Raw genomic sequence first — 16,555 nt, 5'->3', positions numbered from 1 at the left:
ACAATAATTAAATTAATAAAAATAATTCATATTCGCTAACACAACTCGTATAACTCAACTAAAACATTTAACGTGCTTATATATGTGAAACATTTTCTCTTTGCTAACCTACCTCTTGTAGACACTTATCCATCTTCTCTTCAAGTAACCCATTATTTAACTGGTAAACAACATCCGCTTCTTCAATTGTTTCTTGTCGATGAGCAATCATAATTATCGTCATGGGTAGTTGTTGAATTTGTTCACTGATTTTAGATTCATTCTCTTTATCTAAATGACTTGTGGCTTCATCTAAAAAAAGAATACATGGTTGCTGATATAATGCACGGGCAAGAAAAATCCTTTGAATTTGACCGCCCGATAGACTTGTACCCATATCACCAACTAAAGTGGCATATCCCATTGTCATATGGGCTATATCTTCATGGATTGATGCAAAGCGAGCGCATTCTTCAATTCTCTCAATATCAGGTTTAGGATCAAAGAAGCTAATATTGTCTGCAATTGAACCAGTTAACAAAGTATCATTTTGCATAACTGCTGCAACCTTTTTACGGTAATTTGCTAAACCACTCTGGACTATATCTTTTCCATCAAGCAATATCCGCCCGCTAGTTGGCTTTAAAAGCCCCAACATTATCTTCATTAATGTAGTTTTACCGACACCGGAAGCTCCCGTAATAGCTACTGACTTTCCTGGTTCTAGCGTTAAATTGACGTTTTTTAAAACTGATTGTGATTCATTGCCGTAGTTAAAAAAAATGTTTTCTAGGGTAAGCTGCCCCTTAGGCTGGCAATACTCATTCAGCAAAACAATCGGCTCATCATTTATTTGTGACTCTTGTTTGGACAAAGCGATATCTGCAATGCGCTCTAAATGTAGACGCATCATTTTAAACTGTATGATTTGTTCTATTAAATTTGTGACTCTAGAAATTAGTTGGCTTTTATAAGCTATAAAAGCCAACACCATCCCTATGGTCATAGTATTCGCCATCACCATAATTGCAGCCAAATATATAACTAATATGTTTTCTAATCCAAATAGCAGTTTGTTAAATGAATCAAAACTAATATTCAATCGACCTATCCGTATCTCACTATTAATGACCTCAGCATAGCGGTTCTGCCACAAGTTTTGCCTTTGTGACTCATTGCAAAACAGCTTAATTGTCTGAATTCCTCGAACACTTTCTAAGAAATTTGACTGTTCTTTAGCAGAGTTTTGGATTAATTCTTCTGTAGCGAGGTGTAAAGGACGATATAATACAAAGCGAACCATAAGGTAAAGTGTTATCACACCTAAAACTATCAAAGTTAGTTTTATGGAATAAAGCATCATCATTGCAAAAAGTGCTATAGCCATAAAACCATCGACAAGTGTTTCAACAAACCCTGTTGTTATGCGCTCCCTAACTTCCGAGAGTGAACCAAACCTTGAGACAATATCTCCAACATGTCGAGATTCAAAGTAATTCATTGGTAACCGCAATAAATGTCTAAGCAAATTAATACCCATTTGCATATTCAAAAGACTTGAAATCCTTAAAACCAGCCAACTTCGGACGGCTGCAGTAACTACAGAAACAATTGCAATTAATGCAAAACCTATAGCCAAAATTTTTAAAAGTGATTCATCAAAACTTATAAGGACCTCATCAACAACCCATTGCATATAATAAGGAGCTAAAAGCGCCAAAAACTGTAATATTAGGGATAAAGAAATGAGCTTAAATAATCCTTCTTTTAGACCATAAATTGAACTCCATAGTTGTGAAAATTTCATCTCACTACGCTCTTGTTTGCGCTCAAACTTATTTGTAGGGCTAAGCTCCAAGCAAATACCTGTATAGTGTTTACTAAACTCTTCGATTTTTAGCACTCGCTTGCCTAGCGCGGGATCGTTAATTTCAAACCTATGTGCAGAGCTACTAGTTTTTAATTTAGTTAGAACAACAAAGTGATTCATGTCCCAATGGAGAATACAAGGAAGTTGCAACTTATCAATTTCTTGTAGAGGACATTGTAATGCTCTACTAGCTAAGCCCAAACTGTCTCCTAATTCTATTAATTGTTTTAAATTCAAGCCTTGCAACTTGGCATTATGTCTTTTGCGAATTGATTGCATATCCAAGTGATGCCCAAAGTAACCTGCAATCATAGCTATTGAAGCAAGTCCGCATTCAGCAATTTCAGATTGGAGGATTAACGGTGTGCGTTTACTATTATTGAACTTTAATAGTCCATCATTAAAACTTAACTTTGGTTTGTTCATTCTTTACACCTAAGTTCTTTCTATATTACCTTTCCTAATCTTTAATACACTCGTGCAAATACTTTGGTGTAATTACCAAAAAGATTATAGAGGTAAGGCAATAGACTTTGTGAGCATCCATACATTGAGACAATAAACTGAATTTAAAGTAGTCCTGTTTCATAAGTATAAATCTTCATTTTCAGCACATTCCAAAGGAAAATAGATGCCAATAAATCGCAAATAAATTAATGAAAATAGAATTGCAAAAGACACTACAATCAAAAGCCCTGTCATTAACGAAACATTAAATAAATCTTTGCCGATGATTCCTGCTATTCCACTAAATATAGCCACAGTCAAAATAATACTTTTTTGATTTATACGAATAGGTTTCGCACAAAAAGGACAGTAGATTGCTCTATTGTTTTGCAAATTTCTTAAAGATTTGTTTGGTATCTTCTTTTCACAATGCGGGCAAATTCCTGCTTTCATGATTACTCCTCAAATACTTTGAGGCTATTTTCCAATAGCCTCAACCTCCTATGCGCACTGTGTACCAGTTACTTCGTTTGGTTTACACGGCTCTTTTTTGGGCTCTTCTCTTGTAAGTCTTCCATAGATATAACCACCGACAAACGAACCTACTACAATGCCTACTGTGACAGCTATACCACCATTGACTTTATTAATTTCATTTTCATTTAAACTACGCATTAGCCGTTCCCCAATTCATAACCAACCGACCCTGCGATATATGATGCCGCCGCCGTTGCAGCAGCCTTGACGACTGGTGCTAACTTTTGAGCGACTTTGACAGCTACTATTACTACAGCAGGGTTTATTCCACCGCTAACTTCTTTAATTTCATTTACGCTTAATTCACGCATAATGTTATACTCCATTTATCCGACGTTAATGTCGGGTAGTGATTTGTTAAAACTATTAAATGTTTTAACGATTATTAGGCTGGCTTTAGTTGTCCATTCAAAGTTAACCAAAGTCAGCCACTCTTACTTTCCAATAAAACAAATTGTTTAATTTTGCTTAATTAGAAGAATTCAGGTACGAATTTTAATAATATCTATTAACTTACTCGCCCTTTTAAGCTGTATATAGGTTCTAATAACCATTCAATAAGTGTACGTTTTTCCAACATAATATCGGCCTCAAATAACATCCCACTTTTAAGCTCAAATTTTTGCCCATAAGCTAACATCTCTTGTTGCCTTAACGTCGCTCTTAGTCGATAAACGGGCTCTTTCAATACAATAGGGAGTGAGGTCTCACTTGGTGCAATGATTGCCCTATCTACTCGAGTAATGACACTTTCGATGAAACCAAATCGTTGATAAGGAAATGCATCAAACCTCAAGCGAGAAACATGACCATTTTCAATAAAACCAGAAGATCGTGTAGGTACAAGAATTTCTGCTACTAATACAGACTCTACGGGCAATATATGAAGTAATGGTATTGATTGCCCTTTAGAAGAAGGTAAAGTTTCTCCTTCTACGATCTGGATACCTGTTATAGTGCCAGCATTGCTTGCCGTTACTGTGTAACGATAATTATTTCTCACTTGATCAAGTTGATTTTGAATTTCAGCTTTCTTCCGCATTAAATTGCTAATTAGCAATGCATATTTACGAGGTAAGTTTTCTCTATCAAAAATCGCTTGATTTAATTGACTTTTTTGTTGAAGCAACAAGCGTAAGATATTTTGTTTTTCTTGTTTAGCTTGCAGCAATTCCTGTATTAGGGCCTCTTTCTCAACTCTTGAAACGAAACCATTATTATTTAGTCGTTCAATATAAGCCTGTTGAGCCAGCAAAAGCTCAAGCTTTTCATCTGCAAAGTTAAATTGACTCTCCAACGCTAGCTTCTCTTGCTGCAACGAAATTTCCTTATTCTCAAGATTATTACGCTCTTGAATACGAATTATTTCATGTTGGCTAATCTCATCATCGAGTAAAGCTAATTGTGATTTCAATTGTTTCTGCAGTTTACTGCTAAGGCTCACACCATCAGCACTGTTTTGCTTCAAAACTAAATTAACTAATGGATCACCTTTGTTAACTCGATCACCTTCTTGTACCCATAGCTTTTCGATTGTGCCTCCTTGGCTAGCAAAGCTCTTAATTACCCCCTTATTAGGAATTAGAAAACCACGGACAGTTTCTTTACGTGAGTACTCAGCATTAAATATAAAGGTGACAATCGCAAAAATCACAGACATCAAGATAAAGACTGTAAGTTTGATAGATAATGGTTGAGCTAAGGATACAGCGCCTGTTAAGCGCACACTTTGATGAGTTACGGCTTCCTGCCTAAATAACGACATTTCAATTCCTTTGAATATTTCGTTACAAAAAAAATAAGACTTATATGAAAATAAGTCAAGTTTCTGTACAAAAAAACAACAAGGTTAAAATGTTTAGCTACTTAATAGGAGTCGAAGACTTTCCTAAAAGCTAGTATTTTCAATAAGTTCAGGTAAATACTGAATACTCTTTTGCGCTAGTTCTACCTGCTCTTCTAGAATATCTTCTAATATTTCATTGGTAGTTAATGGGTTAGCTAGCACCACTCTAAAGACTAGTACTTTTACGCCGCCATACTTTTGAACTTCGATACGGGTACGTGAAACGAAAGATTTACCCGCTTCGCGTTGGCTTTTCTGAATAAACTTTGTGAGCTTATCAATCAAGCGATTAATATGTTGATTAGTGTCAACGTCAGCTGTTGCCATAAATGCCTGTACTTGTGAAGGTACATAGCGATAAGTGAGTAAACACAATTCTGGTTGCGTGACCAATTCAAACTCTGAATGCTGATCAATAAGGCTTGCAAAATACTTCGCTTTATCAATACCTTGGTTAATCAGTAATTCATAACCTGGACGGCTAATAATATGCAAACTTGCATACACTAGCATCGCCATACCAGGGCGTGAACCTTCTAGGGTGTGGCTACCTAAATCTTTAGAGCCTTTGCGCAGTATGTATTCTGCATGGTGCTCAATGGCAGCTACTGACGATGGGTTTTTAAATACCACTAATCCAGCGCCCATTGGTACATACATTTGCTTGTGCGCGTCGATAGTAACAGAGTCTGCACGCTCTATCCCATCAAGTAGTGAACGATATTTATTGGATAATAAGGTCGCACCGCCCCACGCTGCATCAACATGGAAATGACATTGGTATTTTTCAGCGATGTCCGCCATATCGCTAAGCGGATCAATATTACCGGTCTCTGTTGTACCGGCAACACCAACAATACTAAGTACTTTAATATTGTCTTTAGCTAATGCTTGGCATTTTTCTTCAAGCTTCTGGCAATCAATACGGTTGCGGTCATCGGTTGGTATTGCAATAACACTTTCCTGACCTAAACCTAAAACATCAGCGGATTTTTTAAGTGAATAATGCCCACGCTCAGACACTAAAATAGCCATACCTTCATAGCCATAGTGTTTTAATGCCTTAAATAAACCTTCTCTGGCTACGCCTTTAAAGTCACCGTCAGCTTTAAGCATATTGTTGCGAGCAACCCAAAGCGCGGTTAAATTGGCGACCGTGCCACCTGAACAAAAAGCACCTAACGAGTGATTGGCACTATGCATCCAGTTTTGGTAAAAATCTTCATGTTCGCTATAAACAAGGCGATGCATCATGCCAAGTACTTGGCGCTCTAACGGCGTAAATGCTTTGGAAGTTTCAATTTTTACAAGGTTTTGATTAAGCCCTACCATTAGCTTTGACAGTGGCAATATAAAATAAGGTAAGGCTGAGGTCATATGCCCAATAAAGCTCGGGCTTGAGGTATGAACAGAGCGCGACACCAACTTATCAAGTAGGTGATGCATATGATCAGATACAAATGCCGGCTGTTCAGGTATAACTGCGCCTGCAAAATCCTTTTCTATATCTGTAAGTGCCTGTTCCGTAGCAACAATATGATTTCCAAGAAAGCCCGCCAAGTTTTCAGAGATTTCTTTCTCTATACGACCTAAGGTCGAGTCTGGAGCTTCAGGAATTGTAAAAATACGGTGAAGCGTTTCTAATGAAGCTTCCGCCGCGCGTTTACCTGCCGTCATAGGTTACCGTTGTTAAAATATTACTAGTGAGCTATCAAAACGAATGCGGCAGTTTAATCAAATTTTAATAAAAAGTCTCGTTTCTTTGAACGAAGGCTAATTTCAACAGCAAAAGTTACATGCCAATATAGATAATAGAGGCTTGCGCGACCATGATGGTTGAAATCGCCACAGTTAATACATTTCTTTTGATATTGTTAGTCATAATTATTCTCCTTAATACAATTATGATGTAACAAAGATCAGGCCAAATATCTTAGCTATTGATTTTATTAGACATTTACAGAAAGGTGAGCAATATGACGAATGTTTAGTTCGTCATATTCACTAATAAGTGCTGAAATTAATCAACCGTTAGTTGCCAACATTGTTGACCACTAGCAATAAATTTGGCTTCAAAAGGGGTGAGAGCTATTTGCCCAGACAGTAGTGTAACTTCGTTAATATTCCCATTACGTCCTGCAATTTTTGCCGCAACAGAAAACTCTTCCAAATAAAGCAACCAATTACTACGTAAGATAATTTGCTGGCCAATTTTGATAATACTAGGAAAAACAGCCGCGCCATGCCATCGACGCTGTAAGTGCTTAGACTTGGGCCACGGATTTGGGTATAGAATGTAATGCTTACTGATCGGCCATTTTGCTTGTTCAACTAAGCGATAAAAGTCATTCAAATTTGCTCGGACAATAATATAGTTATCAACGCCGCTAATATCGACAGGGAAATGCTCTTCAACATTTCTATTCGTGCGATTTGCTGATTTATCGACACCAATAACTAGTGCTTGCGGGTTTTCTTTTGCTAATAAACGCGTGCTTTGGCCTACACCGCAACACGCATCTAATATAACTTCACCTTGCCAAGCTTTTACTTTTTCATCAAGTTGCTTAAACGCCTCCAGCGTATGCTGCTGGTAAGGTTTTTCAAATTGATGTGACAAATGTTTTTCTACAACTTGGGTTAAGTTCTCATGAATACCGTCTTGGTTAGTTACTATTGCTTTAGAATCACCCGTTATTAATTGATTTTCAGACATAGTGTTTGACCTAGCTTCTTAAGCCAATACCCTTTTTAATTAAATACATTGCCGTTGCCCAAAGACCGATGATGAAAATCCCTAATACCGTAAAAGCAGTCGATAACTCAACATCAGAAATACCTAAAAAGCCATAGCGGAACGCATTAACCATATACACAATTGGGTTAATTTGTGAAACACCCTGCCAAAAAGGCGGCAATAAACTGATTGAATAAAACACGCCACCTAAATAGGTAAGTGGTGTTAGAACAAATGTAGGGATAATTGAAATATCGTCAAAACTACCAGCAAATACCGCGTTAATAAGACCACCCAATGCGAAAACAGCTGATGTTAAGCTCACCGTTAGTAAAATTACCCAAATATTGTGAATTTGAATATCAGTAAAAAATAACGCGATGAGGGTAACAATACAGCCAACTAATATGCCGCGCGACATGCCACCACCAACGTAACCGGCAACAATTACCCAATTAGGCACAGGGGCCACCAGCATTTCTTCAACATTACGTTGCCATTTGGCGCTAAAAAAAGACGACGCGACATTAGAATAGGAGTTAGTAATAACGCTCATCATGATCAAACCAGGGACAATAAACGACATATAATCAAAGCCGCCCATTTGGCCAATTCGACTACCGATAAGTGAGCCAAAAATCACAAAATATAAACTGATTGTTATCGCTGGCGGCACTAGGGTTTGCACCCAAATACGCATAAAGCGATGAACTTCCTTGTGAAGAATACTTTTCAATGCAATAAAGTTGGTACTAGACATCATATTAATCCTCTACGCCGCTGGCTCTTTATTGGCGACCAGACGAACAAATAGCTCTTCCAGACGATTTGATTTATTACGCATACTTAATACTTGTACACCTTGTTCTGATAACTGAGCAAATACGCTATTGAGGCCTTGTGTCTTTTTCACATCAACTTCTAGGGTGTGATCATCAATTTGGCGATAACTAAAATCATTCAATGTTGCTTGAATACTATTGGCGGGCAAATCCAAAATAAACGTTTCGATATCTAAGGTTGCCAACAATTGCTTCATACTGGTGTTTTCAACAATTTGCCCATTGTCGATAATAGCGATATTACGACACAGCATTTCTGCTTCTTCAAGGTAATGAGTCGTTAGAATAATCGTTATACCTTCTGCGTTAAGTTCACGTAGAAACTCCCACATAGAGCGACGAAGTTCGATATCTACACCCGCTGTTGGTTCATCTAATATAAGTACCTTAGGTTCATGCATTAACGCTCTGGCGATCATTAATCGTCGTTTCATACCACCAGATAGCATACGGGCGGGAGTATCACGCTTTTCCCAAAGGTCGAGCTGCTTTAAATATTTCTCAGCACGTTTGTGAGCAATATTACGCTCTACACCATAATAGCCTGCTTGATTAACCAATATTCTAGTAAGCGATTCAAACTGGTTAAAATTAAATTCTTGTGGCACTAAGCCTATAAAGCTTTTCGCAGTTTCTAGCGCTTTATCAATATCATGACCAAAGACTTTTACCGTACCAGATGTCTTATTAACCAAAGAAGTAATGACACCAATTGTCGTTGATTTTCCCGCGCCATTTGGCCCCAATAATGCAAAAAAATCACCTTGTTCAACTGACAAGCTAATACCTTTTAAGGCGTGAAAATCGCCTTTATAAATCTTTTGTAGATCTTTGATTTCTAATGCAGGGGTCATTGAGTTAAACCTTTACTTTACCGAGTTAGTTAGTATGTGGGCTAACGCTATAATTTCAATAGCTTGGCTGCGATTAATTTACAGTCAGTAGCAATTAAAGTTTACAAATAGAATTTCATCAAAGCGTGAAATTTTTTGTCTAGATTTATTGTCATTACTAAGCTGAACAAACTTACAATAACAATAAGGATGCCCTATGGCACATTTAGAACCACTATCACCTGATACCACACCAGAGCTAGCCGACGACTTTGCGATATTCGAGAGAATCCTTGGCTTCGTACCTAACAGCTTACTAACGATGCAACGCAAACCTGCGATTGTGAAAGGCTTTGGCGAATTAACAAAAGCTGTAATGTCACAAGATAGTGAAGTAGATTTAGGGTTCAAACGCCTTATTGCCCATTTTTGTAGTCGTGCAGCGGGTTGCCAATATTGTGAAGCCCATTCATTAATTGCAGCGGAAATTCATGGCGTTAGTCACGAAAAAGTTCAAGCGATTTGGGACTACAAAACGAGTGACCTATATACACCTGCAGAACGTGTTGCATTAGATTACGCCCTAGCGGCTGGCTCTGTACCCAATGCAGTTGATGAAGCTTTAATGGTTGAGATGAAGCAGCATTGGAGTGAAAACCAAATTGTCGAAATTCTTGGTGCTGTATGCCTTTACGGATTTTTAAATCGCTGGAATGATTCCATGGCTACCGATTTAGAAGAAAGCCCTAAAGCACTTGGCAATGAGGTACTTAGCCAAGGCGGTTGGACAGGTGGTAAACACGTTTAACAAAAAAGCTCGCCTAAGCGAGCTTTTTATTATTCAAACGTAATTAGCGTTACTACTTGCCTGCGCGAGAAACGTATTCTCCACTGCGCGTATCAACCTTAACTACTTCGCCGATTTGAACGAATAATGGTACGCGAATTACCGCACCGGTCGCTAATGTTGCTGGCTTGCCGCCAGTTCCGGCTGTATCACCTTTAAGGCCCGGATCAGTTTCTGTAATTTCTAGTTCAACAAAGTTAGGTGGAGCTACAGAAATTGGGTTACCATTCCAGAACGTAATCGTACAAACATCGCCTTCAACTAACCATTTTGCAGTATCGCCAATTGCTTTTTCATCGGCTGCAACTTGCTCAAAGGTGTCATTATTCATAAAATGCCAGAATTCACCGTCGGCATATAAGTAGCCTAGCTCTGAATCCATTACATCAGCGCCTTCTACTGACTCACCCGATTTGAACGTTTTCTCTAAAACTTTACCTGAGATTAGTTTACGGATTTTTACGCGGTTGAATGCTTGACCTTTACCTGGTTTAACGATTTCGTTTTCAAGGATGTTACAAGGTTCGCCGTCGATCATTAATTTAAGACCGGCTTTAAATTGGTTGGTACTAAAAGAAGCCATAGTTACTCGCTTTACTTTCGAGAGATTGAAATAACAAATGCCGCAGATAATAACTCAAATCGAATCACATTTGCACACTTCTTGGCAAAAAGAGTTGGCCAACGTTGTTACCGATCCTCAACAGCTGTTGCAAATGTTATCAATTGACCCTCAGCACTATCAAAAACACTTTGCTGCACGAAAACTATTTCCAGTGAGAGTACCTAAGCCATATATAAGTAGAATAAAGTCTGGCGATATTAACGATCCGTTATTAAAGCAAGTAATGCCTTTTGCTGAAGAGTTCCACCAAATGGAAGGCTTTGTCACCGATCCGCTTGAAGAACACGATACTGTTGCCGAAGGTTTACTACATAAATACAAACACCGCGTTTTGATGATAGTAAAAGCAGGTTGTGCCATTAACTGTCGTTATTGCTTTCGTCGCCATTTTCCATACCAAGATAACAGTCCAAATAAAGTGCGTTGGCAAGAAGCACTTAACTATATTCGTCAGCATGGTGAAATCAATGAAGTGATTTTTAGCGGTGGTGACCCGCTAATGGCTAATGATCAGCACCTAACTTGGCTAGTTAATGAAATAGAAGCAATAGAGCACGTAAAGCGACTACGAATTCATACTCGCCTGCCTATTGTTATTCCAAGTCGAATTACCAATCAATTTGTTGAGCTTCTAGCAAACTCTCGACTTAAATGTGCGATTGTTTTCCACATAAATCACTCACAAGAAATAGATGGGCATGTTAGTCAAGCTATTGAAAAACTAGCGAATAAGCGTATAGCAATGTTTAACCAAAGCGTTTTGTTAAAAGGCGTAAATGATAATGCAGAAACACTCGCTAGCCTTTGTGAAAACATATTTGATATTGGCATTCAGCCCTACTATTTGCACTTGCTAGACAAAGTACAAGGTGCAGCCCATTTTGAAGTAGATGAACAACAAGCAGTTTCACTCGTTAATGAATTAATGACCATTTTACCCGGCTTTTTAATGCCAAAATTAGTTCGAGAAATAGCTGGCCAACCCAATAAAACACCGATAAATCTCGAATAATTCGTACAAAAAAACATCGTTTTTTGATCAAGAACAGCATATTTACGTTTTTTAGTGATTCCGTTTCAAATTGTGATCTTGCGCAAAACTTTCACTCAAACATTGCTGTTACATTAGTGCCAGATTTGTTCATTAGGACAATGAAAGCGCATGACAATGAAACATATTACATTTGCGGGGCTAGTTGCCCTGCTGCTTAACAGTGCCACTTTTTCGGCAGATGCTAAGCAAACAGAAAACCTAACAAAAGCACGACAAGCTCAGCTAATGCACTTGCTCAAGCAAGACTGTGGTTCCTGCCATGGTATGACATTAAAAGGGGGGCTTGGGCCTGCACTGCTGCCTGAAAACCTAGAAGGCAAACCTGCTTTATTCCTTACCAATACCATTATGTATGGCCGTCCCGGTACTGCTATGCCTCCATGGAAAGAAATATTAACTGAACAAGAAGCTAAATGGATCACCAAACAGCTCGTCAAAGGAGTTAAATAATGTCAAATTTTATGGCGAAATTAGTAAAAAGTACGTTGTCAGTTGCAGCGTTGTCATTATTAACTGCTTGTTCAATGACACATCAGCTAGCCAGTAAAGTAGAACTTCGACCTACTGGTGATTTAGGTGTTGTAATTGAACGAGCGACTGGCCAAGTACAAATCGTTAATCACACGTCAAAAACGTCCTTGGCACAAATTGATGGTTTGGGTGATTTGTCACACGCCTCTATTGTGTACTCTAGAGATCAACGCTTTGCTTATGTTTTTGGTCGCGACGGAGGCTTAACTAAGGTTGACTTATTAACCGACAGCATCGCTGGTAGAGTTATACAGTCGGGCAACAGTATTGGTGGCGCGATTAGCCAAGATGGAAAGTTAGTAGCCGTATCAAACTACACACCAGGTGGCGTAAAAGTTTTTAATGCTGAAACTCTTGAACTCGTTGCCGATATTCCGGCAACAGAGCTTAGTACTAAACCTCGTAATAAAGATGGTTCAATGCAACGGTCTAAAACAGTTGGCCTCGTTGACGCACCCGGAAACAAGTTTGTTGTAAGTTTATTTGATAGCCATGAAATTTGGGTACTAGACTTCTCGAAACCTGATTATCAAGTCAGCAAATTCAAAGACATTGGCCTTTTTCCTTATGATGCATTAATGAGCCCTGACGGCCGTTACTATATCGCCGGATTATTTGGTGAAGATGGCATGGCGCTTCTAGACTTATGGCACATGGAAAAAGGTGTACAACGCATTTTGCCTAACTATGGCAAAGGCGATAAGAAGTTACCTGTATATAAAATGCCTCACCTTGAAGGTTGGGCAATTGCAGGTGACAACGCATTTGTACCTGCCGTAGGTCAACACAAAGTACTTGTGGTAAACACTAAAACGTGGAAACAAGTAACAGAGATTCCTGTACATGGCCAACCAGTATTTGTTATGGCTCAGCCAGATAATCGTCAAGTTTGGGTAAACTTTGCATTCCCTCGCAACGATACTATTCAAGTAATTGATACCGATTCCATTTCACTGACTGACACATTAAAACCAGGCCCAGGTGTATTACATATGGAATTTACGCCACGCGGTGAGCAAGTGTGGATGTCAGTGCGAGATAAAAATGAAATCCATATCTACGATACCTTATCCAAGAAGCTAGTTAAGCTGTTAGAGGCTGAAAGCCCCAGCGGTATATTTTTCACTAATCGTGCACATCAAATAGGACTTTAATCATGACTATTCATTTGCCTGAATTAGCGAAAAAGCTAATCAACCAATATCAAAAACAATTTCCATTAACTAGCCAACCTTATTTGGCGATGGCTGAACAATTTGATTGCTCAGAACAAGAAGTAATGGACTGCTTAGCCTTACTTTCCGAGCAAGATGTAATTTCACGAATTGGTCCTGTATTTGACCATAAAAAAGCTGGAGCAAGTACCTTAGCTGCACTAGCTGTTCCAGAAGATAAAATTGACGAGATCGCTGAAATCGTCAACCAATTTGAGCAAGTTAACCATAACTATGCACGTGAACATAGTTACAATTTATGGTTTGTCGTAACGGCGGCAAATCAACCACTACTCGATCAAGCTATCAGCGCGATTGAAGACGCATCAGGTTACCCAGTTTTAGTGTTACCAATGGAAGCGGCATATCACATCGATTTATCGTTTGATATTAACTTTGAGCAACCACGAAAGGCATTGAACTAATGACTGCATTAGCACAAAGAACAGTGCCTGACACGCAAACCATAGCTGATAAAGAACACAGTTATCAACAACTATTGGCGCTAATTGAAACGGGTATTCCACTATCAAGTAAACCTTTTCAGCAACTTGCTGACTTGGTTAATTTAACTGAGCAAGAAGTTATAGATGCCGTTAATAGCTGGCAAGAACAAGGGTTAATTAAGCGTTTCGGTTTAGTTGTAAAGCATAGAAAACTCGGCTTTATTGCAAACGCTATGGTGGTTTGGAATATTCCAGACGAGTTAGTTGAAGATGTGGCAGCAAAACTTGCTAAACAGTCTTGCGTAACACTTTGCTACCGCCGACCAAGAGTGTTACCTGGCTGGCCTTACAACTTATTTTGCATGATTCACGGCCAATGCCGAGAAAAGGTATTGGCAAGCCTTGAAGCAATTTGCCAAGAGTTATCACTTACTCATATTGAAAAGGATGTGCTCTTTAGTACCAAAGCCTACAAACAAAATGGCGCTCGCTATGCGAAACGCACTTTAAAGGAGGCGAAATGAGCGAATTACCCTTTGATCAGCTTGATCGTCAATTGATGAACAGCTTACAAAAATCACTACCTCTGTGTGAGCGCCCATTCCTGGCGTTGGCAGAGCAATTTGGCTCAACAGAAGAAGAAGTGCTAAATCGTATTCAAACCATGAAAGAAACCGGTTATTTAACCCGGTTCGGGCCAATGTTTGATGCCGCATGTTTAGGCGGTGCGTTTACTCTAGCTGCAATCGAGGTACCCGAATCAAGGTTTGATGAAGTTACTGAAATTGTTAACAGCTTCGAGCAAGTCGCTCATAACTACAAACGCGAACATCTTCTTAACATGTGGTTTGTTATTGGGACAGAAACCCCTGAAGAAATCCATGAAGTTATCGCAAACATTGAAAAGCAATCAGGCTTAAAAGTGCATAACATGCCAAAACAGGAGGAGTTTTATGTCGGTCTCTACCTGCCAGTCTGAGCAAACTTCAACACAAGAAAGCCAGACAATTACCACGCTTGAACGCCAGTACATCTTGCTCACGCAAAAAGGGCTGCCTTTAGTGGCATCACCTTATAAAGCGGTGGCAGAAGAGCTTGGCATTAGTGAATCAGATACTATTGCAATGACTGAAAGTTTATTAGCCCGAGGCATCATCCGCCGCGTTGCTGCAGTACCGCAACATTACAAACTAGGTTACACATTTAATGGTATGACGGTTTGGGATGTCGCTGACGAAGTTGCCAGTGAAATGGGGAAAAAAATTGGTAACTTGCCTTTTGTCAGCCATTGCTACTTACGACCAAGACACCTACCTGACTGGAATTACAATTTATTTGCCATGGTACACGGAAAAAGTGCCGAAGAAATTGAACAATTTCGAAGTCAGATCAAACAAATTTTGCAGCCAGTGTTGCAAACTCATAACAACAAATCTGACGACATGCTGACAAGCAGCAAAATACTAAAGAAGACGGGATTACGTTTAGGTAAATCTCGCAAGTCAGAAGCTTAGTGAGGGAAACGAAATGTTTAGAATTTCACAGTTACTCAAAACAATGCAGCACGATACTCCACCAGGCAAGAGCAGGAAAATGCCAGGTCCAGTAGTGATTTGGAATTTAATTCGTCGCTGCAATTTAGCCTGTCGTCACTGCTATTCAACGTCGTTGGATATTGACTTTGACAATGAATTATCAACCGAACAAATCAAAGCAACCATTGATGATTTGAAAGTAGCTCAAGTTCCAGTACTTATTTTATCGGGTGGCGAGCCTCTATTGCGCCCAGATATCTATGAAATAACCGCCTATGCAAAAGCAAAAGGTTTCTATGTGGCCTTGTCGACTAATGGCACATTAATCAACGAAGAAAATATCGAGAAAATTAAAGCTGCTGACTACCAATACGTTGGTATCAGTATCGATGGTTTGGAAGAGTTTCACGATAAATTCAGACGTGTAGAAGGTAGTTTTAAGCAATCAATGCACGCCATTAAGCTTTGTAAAGACGCGGGTATTAAGGTTGGTATGCGACTTTGTTTAACCCAAGATAATTTCCAAGACTTACCAGCGATGTTAGACCTAATGGATGAATATAATGTCGATAAGTTCTATTTATCACATCTAAATTATTCAGGTCGTGGCAAACGAAATGCTGAACGCGATGCTATGTTTAATATGACCAAACAAGCCATGGAATTATTATTTGAACGAGCTTGGCAACATATTTGTGATGGTCGTGAATCTGATTTTGTAACCGGTAATAACGACGCCGACGGCCCGTTTATGCTGCAATGGGCAGCAAAACGTTTTGGTGACAAGCACCCTATTCGCGTTAAAAATCTCGAACAACATTTAGTCAATTGGGGCGGCAATGCCTCCGGTGTAAACGTCGCAAACATCGACAATACCGGTACCATTCATCCAGATACTTATTGGTGGAATCACAGCTTAGGTAATGTAAAAACCGAAAAATTTTCTGAAATTTGGCGAGACTCTGCAGATCCATTAATGCAAGGATTCCGCCAGACACCTCGTCCAGTCAAAGGTCGCTGCAAATCGTGTAAGCATTTAGCCATTTGTGGCGGTAATACTCGAACGCGTGCATTTGCGCAAACTGGTGATGCATGGGCAGAGGATCCAGGCTGTTACCTTAACGATGACGAAATTGGATTAGCAACAGAACAAATAAAAACAGAGGACATTCCGGTTGTTCAGCTGTAGCTGCAATTTAAAGGGCACAAAAT

The 16,555-nt window shown here is 39.1% G+C and carries 19 protein-coding genes; 9 read left to right on the top strand and 10 right to left on the bottom strand.

Going from position 1 to position 16,555, the window contains the following annotated elements; all coding sequences use genetic code 11:
- Positions 1–103: 103 nt before the first annotated feature.
- From HII17_RS09505 to HII17_RS09465, 9 genes are all read right to left on the bottom strand, one after another.
- Positions 104–2,275, bottom strand: a complete 2,172-nt coding sequence (locus HII17_RS09505; RefSeq protein WP_169075141.1) for a peptidase domain-containing ABC transporter — start codon at positions 2,273–2,275, stop codon at positions 104–106.
- Positions 2,276–2,434: 159 nt separating this feature from the next.
- The gene (locus tag HII17_RS09500; RefSeq protein ID WP_169075140.1) at positions 2,435–2,749 is read right to left on the bottom strand and encodes a hypothetical protein; all 315 of its coding nucleotides are present in this window, start codon (positions 2,747–2,749) and stop codon (positions 2,435–2,437) included.
- Between the two features lie 48 nt (positions 2,750–2,797).
- Positions 2,798–2,971, bottom strand: coding sequence for a hypothetical protein (locus tag HII17_RS09495; protein ID WP_169075139.1), 174 nt, complete (start codon positions 2,969–2,971; stop codon positions 2,798–2,800).
- Complete coding sequence (locus tag HII17_RS09490; RefSeq protein ID WP_169075138.1) at positions 2,971–3,144, bottom strand: hypothetical protein; 174 nt, start codon at positions 3,142–3,144, stop codon at positions 2,971–2,973. The genes HII17_RS09495 and HII17_RS09490 overlap by 1 nt, the downstream gene beginning before the upstream one ends.
- 197 nt (positions 3,145–3,341) lie before the next feature.
- On the bottom strand, positions 3,342–4,598 hold the full coding sequence (locus HII17_RS09485; protein ID WP_169075137.1) for a putative HlyD family type I secretion protein: 1,257 nt from the start codon (positions 4,596–4,598) through the stop codon (positions 3,342–3,344).
- A 123-nt stretch (positions 4,599–4,721) separates the two neighbouring features.
- Complete coding sequence (gene panP / locus HII17_RS09480) at positions 4,722–6,356, bottom strand: pyridoxal-dependent aspartate 1-decarboxylase PanP (RefSeq protein WP_169075136.1); 1,635 nt, start codon at positions 6,354–6,356, stop codon at positions 4,722–4,724.
- A 343-nt stretch (positions 6,357–6,699) separates the two neighbouring features.
- Positions 6,700–7,395 (bottom strand): tRNA (guanine(46)-N(7))-methyltransferase TrmB, encoded by a 696-nt coding sequence (trmB, locus tag HII17_RS09475; RefSeq protein ID WP_169075135.1) that lies wholly within the window; start codon positions 7,393–7,395, stop codon positions 6,700–6,702.
- Positions 7,396–7,405: 10 nt separating this feature from the next.
- The gene (locus HII17_RS09470; protein WP_169075587.1) at positions 7,406–8,176 is read right to left on the bottom strand and encodes an ABC transporter permease; all 771 of its coding nucleotides are present in this window, start codon (positions 8,174–8,176) and stop codon (positions 7,406–7,408) included.
- Positions 8,177–8,188: 12 nt separating this feature from the next.
- Positions 8,189–9,112, bottom strand: a complete 924-nt coding sequence (locus HII17_RS09465; protein WP_169075134.1) for an ABC transporter ATP-binding protein — start codon at positions 9,110–9,112, stop codon at positions 8,189–8,191.
- Positions 9,113–9,308: 196 nt separating this feature from the next.
- On the opposite strand from HII17_RS09465, the gene HII17_RS09460 reads away from it, so the two are divergent.
- Positions 9,309–9,899, top strand: coding sequence for a carboxymuconolactone decarboxylase family protein (locus tag HII17_RS09460; RefSeq protein ID WP_169075133.1), 591 nt, complete (start codon positions 9,309–9,311; stop codon positions 9,897–9,899).
- Between the two features lie 52 nt (positions 9,900–9,951).
- On the opposite strand, the gene efp is transcribed toward HII17_RS09460, so the two are convergent.
- Entirely contained in the window at positions 9,952–10,521 is a 570-nt protein-coding gene (gene efp, locus HII17_RS09455) for an elongation factor P (RefSeq protein WP_169075132.1), read from the bottom strand.
- A gap of 37 nt (positions 10,522–10,558) precedes the next feature.
- On the opposite strand from efp, the gene epmB reads away from it, so the two are divergent.
- The 8 genes from epmB to nirJ all read left to right on the top strand — a co-directional run bounded on the left by epmB (position 10,559) and on the right by nirJ (position 16,532).
- Positions 10,559–11,575, top strand: a complete 1,017-nt coding sequence (epmB, locus tag HII17_RS09450; RefSeq protein ID WP_169075131.1) for an EF-P beta-lysylation protein EpmB — start codon at positions 10,559–10,561, stop codon at positions 11,573–11,575.
- Positions 11,576–11,725: 150 nt separating this feature from the next.
- On the top strand, positions 11,726–12,067 hold the full coding sequence (locus HII17_RS09445) for a c-type cytochrome (RefSeq protein WP_169075130.1): 342 nt from the start codon (positions 11,726–11,728) through the stop codon (positions 12,065–12,067).
- Positions 12,067–13,302: a cytochrome D1 domain-containing protein gene (locus HII17_RS09440; RefSeq protein WP_328824509.1), complete on the top strand. Its 1,236-nt coding sequence runs from the start codon at positions 12,067–12,069 to the stop codon at positions 13,300–13,302. Before HII17_RS09445 ends, HII17_RS09440 begins: the two co-directional genes overlap by 1 nt.
- Positions 13,303–13,304: 2 nt before the next feature.
- Positions 13,305–13,787 (top strand): Lrp/AsnC family transcriptional regulator, encoded by a 483-nt coding sequence (locus tag HII17_RS09435; RefSeq protein WP_211185321.1) that lies wholly within the window; start codon positions 13,305–13,307, stop codon positions 13,785–13,787.
- A complete protein-coding gene (ahbB, locus tag HII17_RS09430) occupies positions 13,787–14,332 on the top strand; it encodes a siroheme decarboxylase subunit beta (protein WP_169075129.1) in 546 nt (181 codons plus the stop codon). The genes HII17_RS09435 and ahbB (HII17_RS09430) overlap by 1 nt, the downstream gene beginning before the upstream one ends.
- Positions 14,329–14,787 carry an Lrp/AsnC family transcriptional regulator gene (locus tag HII17_RS09425; RefSeq protein ID WP_169075128.1) on the top strand — a complete coding sequence of 153 codons (459 nt, stop codon included), beginning with the start codon at positions 14,329–14,331 and terminating at the stop codon, positions 14,785–14,787. The genes ahbB (HII17_RS09430) and HII17_RS09425 overlap by 4 nt, the downstream gene beginning before the upstream one ends.
- The gene (gene ahbB, locus HII17_RS09420; RefSeq protein WP_169075127.1) at positions 14,762–15,322 is read left to right on the top strand and encodes a siroheme decarboxylase subunit beta; all 561 of its coding nucleotides are present in this window, start codon (positions 14,762–14,764) and stop codon (positions 15,320–15,322) included. Before HII17_RS09425 ends, ahbB (HII17_RS09420) begins: the two co-directional genes overlap by 26 nt.
- A gap of 13 nt (positions 15,323–15,335) precedes the next feature.
- Positions 15,336–16,532: a heme d1 biosynthesis radical SAM protein NirJ gene (gene nirJ, locus HII17_RS09415; RefSeq protein WP_169075126.1), complete on the top strand. Its 1,197-nt coding sequence runs from the start codon at positions 15,336–15,338 to the stop codon at positions 16,530–16,532.
- The last annotated feature ends 23 nt before the right edge of the window (positions 16,533–16,555 follow it).

Source organism: Thalassotalea algicola, assembly GCF_012932965.1.
GTDB lineage: Bacteria > Pseudomonadota > Gammaproteobacteria > Enterobacterales > Alteromonadaceae > Thalassotalea_F > Thalassotalea_F algicola.
Note: the sequence above shows the minus strand (reverse complement) of the source record. Positions and strands in the feature narration are given on the sequence as shown.

Bases quoted from the DNA above. Each gene is read 5' to 3' on its own strand.
- HII17_RS09505 (WP_169075141.1), bottom strand. From the start codon at position 2,275: ATGAACAAACCAAAGTTAAGTTTTAATGATGGACTATTAAAGTTCAAT.
- HII17_RS09500 (WP_169075140.1), bottom strand. From the start codon at position 2,749: ATGAAAGCAGGAATTTGCCCGCATTGTGAAAAGAAGATACCAAACAAA.
- HII17_RS09495 (WP_169075139.1), bottom strand. From the start codon at position 2,971: ATGCGTAGTTTAAATGAAAATGAAATTAATAAAGTCAATGGTGGTATA.
- HII17_RS09490 (WP_169075138.1), bottom strand. From the start codon at position 3,144: ATGCGTGAATTAAGCGTAAATGAAATTAAAGAAGTTAGCGGTGGAATA.
- HII17_RS09485 (WP_169075137.1), bottom strand. From the start codon at position 4,598: ATGTCGTTATTTAGGCAGGAAGCCGTAACTCATCAAAGTGTGCGCTTA.
- panP (WP_169075136.1), bottom strand. From the start codon at position 6,356: ATGACGGCAGGTAAACGCGCGGCGGAAGCTTCATTAGAAACGCTTCAC.
- trmB (WP_169075135.1), bottom strand. From the start codon at position 7,395: ATGTCTGAAAATCAATTAATAACGGGTGATTCTAAAGCAATAGTAACT.
- HII17_RS09470 (WP_169075587.1), bottom strand. From the start codon at position 8,176: ATGTCTAGTACCAACTTTATTGCATTGAAAAGTATTCTTCACAAGGAA.
- HII17_RS09465 (WP_169075134.1), bottom strand. From the start codon at position 9,112: ATGACCCCTGCATTAGAAATCAAAGATCTACAAAAGATTTATAAAGGC.
- HII17_RS09460 (WP_169075133.1), top strand. From the start codon at position 9,309: ATGGCACATTTAGAACCACTATCACCTGATACCACACCAGAGCTAGCC.
- efp (WP_169075132.1), bottom strand. From the start codon at position 10,521: ATGGCTTCTTTTAGTACCAACCAATTTAAAGCCGGTCTTAAATTAATG.
- epmB (WP_169075131.1), top strand. From the start codon at position 10,559: ATGCCGCAGATAATAACTCAAATCGAATCACATTTGCACACTTCTTGG.
- HII17_RS09445 (WP_169075130.1), top strand. From the start codon at position 11,726: ATGACAATGAAACATATTACATTTGCGGGGCTAGTTGCCCTGCTGCTT.
- HII17_RS09440 (WP_328824509.1), top strand. From the start codon at position 12,067: ATGTCAAATTTTATGGCGAAATTAGTAAAAAGTACGTTGTCAGTTGCA.
- HII17_RS09435 (WP_211185321.1), top strand. From the start codon at position 13,305: ATGACTATTCATTTGCCTGAATTAGCGAAAAAGCTAATCAACCAATAT.
- ahbB (WP_169075129.1), top strand. From the start codon at position 13,787: ATGACTGCATTAGCACAAAGAACAGTGCCTGACACGCAAACCATAGCT.
- HII17_RS09425 (WP_169075128.1), top strand. From the start codon at position 14,329: ATGAGCGAATTACCCTTTGATCAGCTTGATCGTCAATTGATGAACAGC.
- ahbB (WP_169075127.1), top strand. From the start codon at position 14,762: ATGTCGGTCTCTACCTGCCAGTCTGAGCAAACTTCAACACAAGAAAGC.
- nirJ (WP_169075126.1), top strand. From the start codon at position 15,336: ATGTTTAGAATTTCACAGTTACTCAAAACAATGCAGCACGATACTCCA.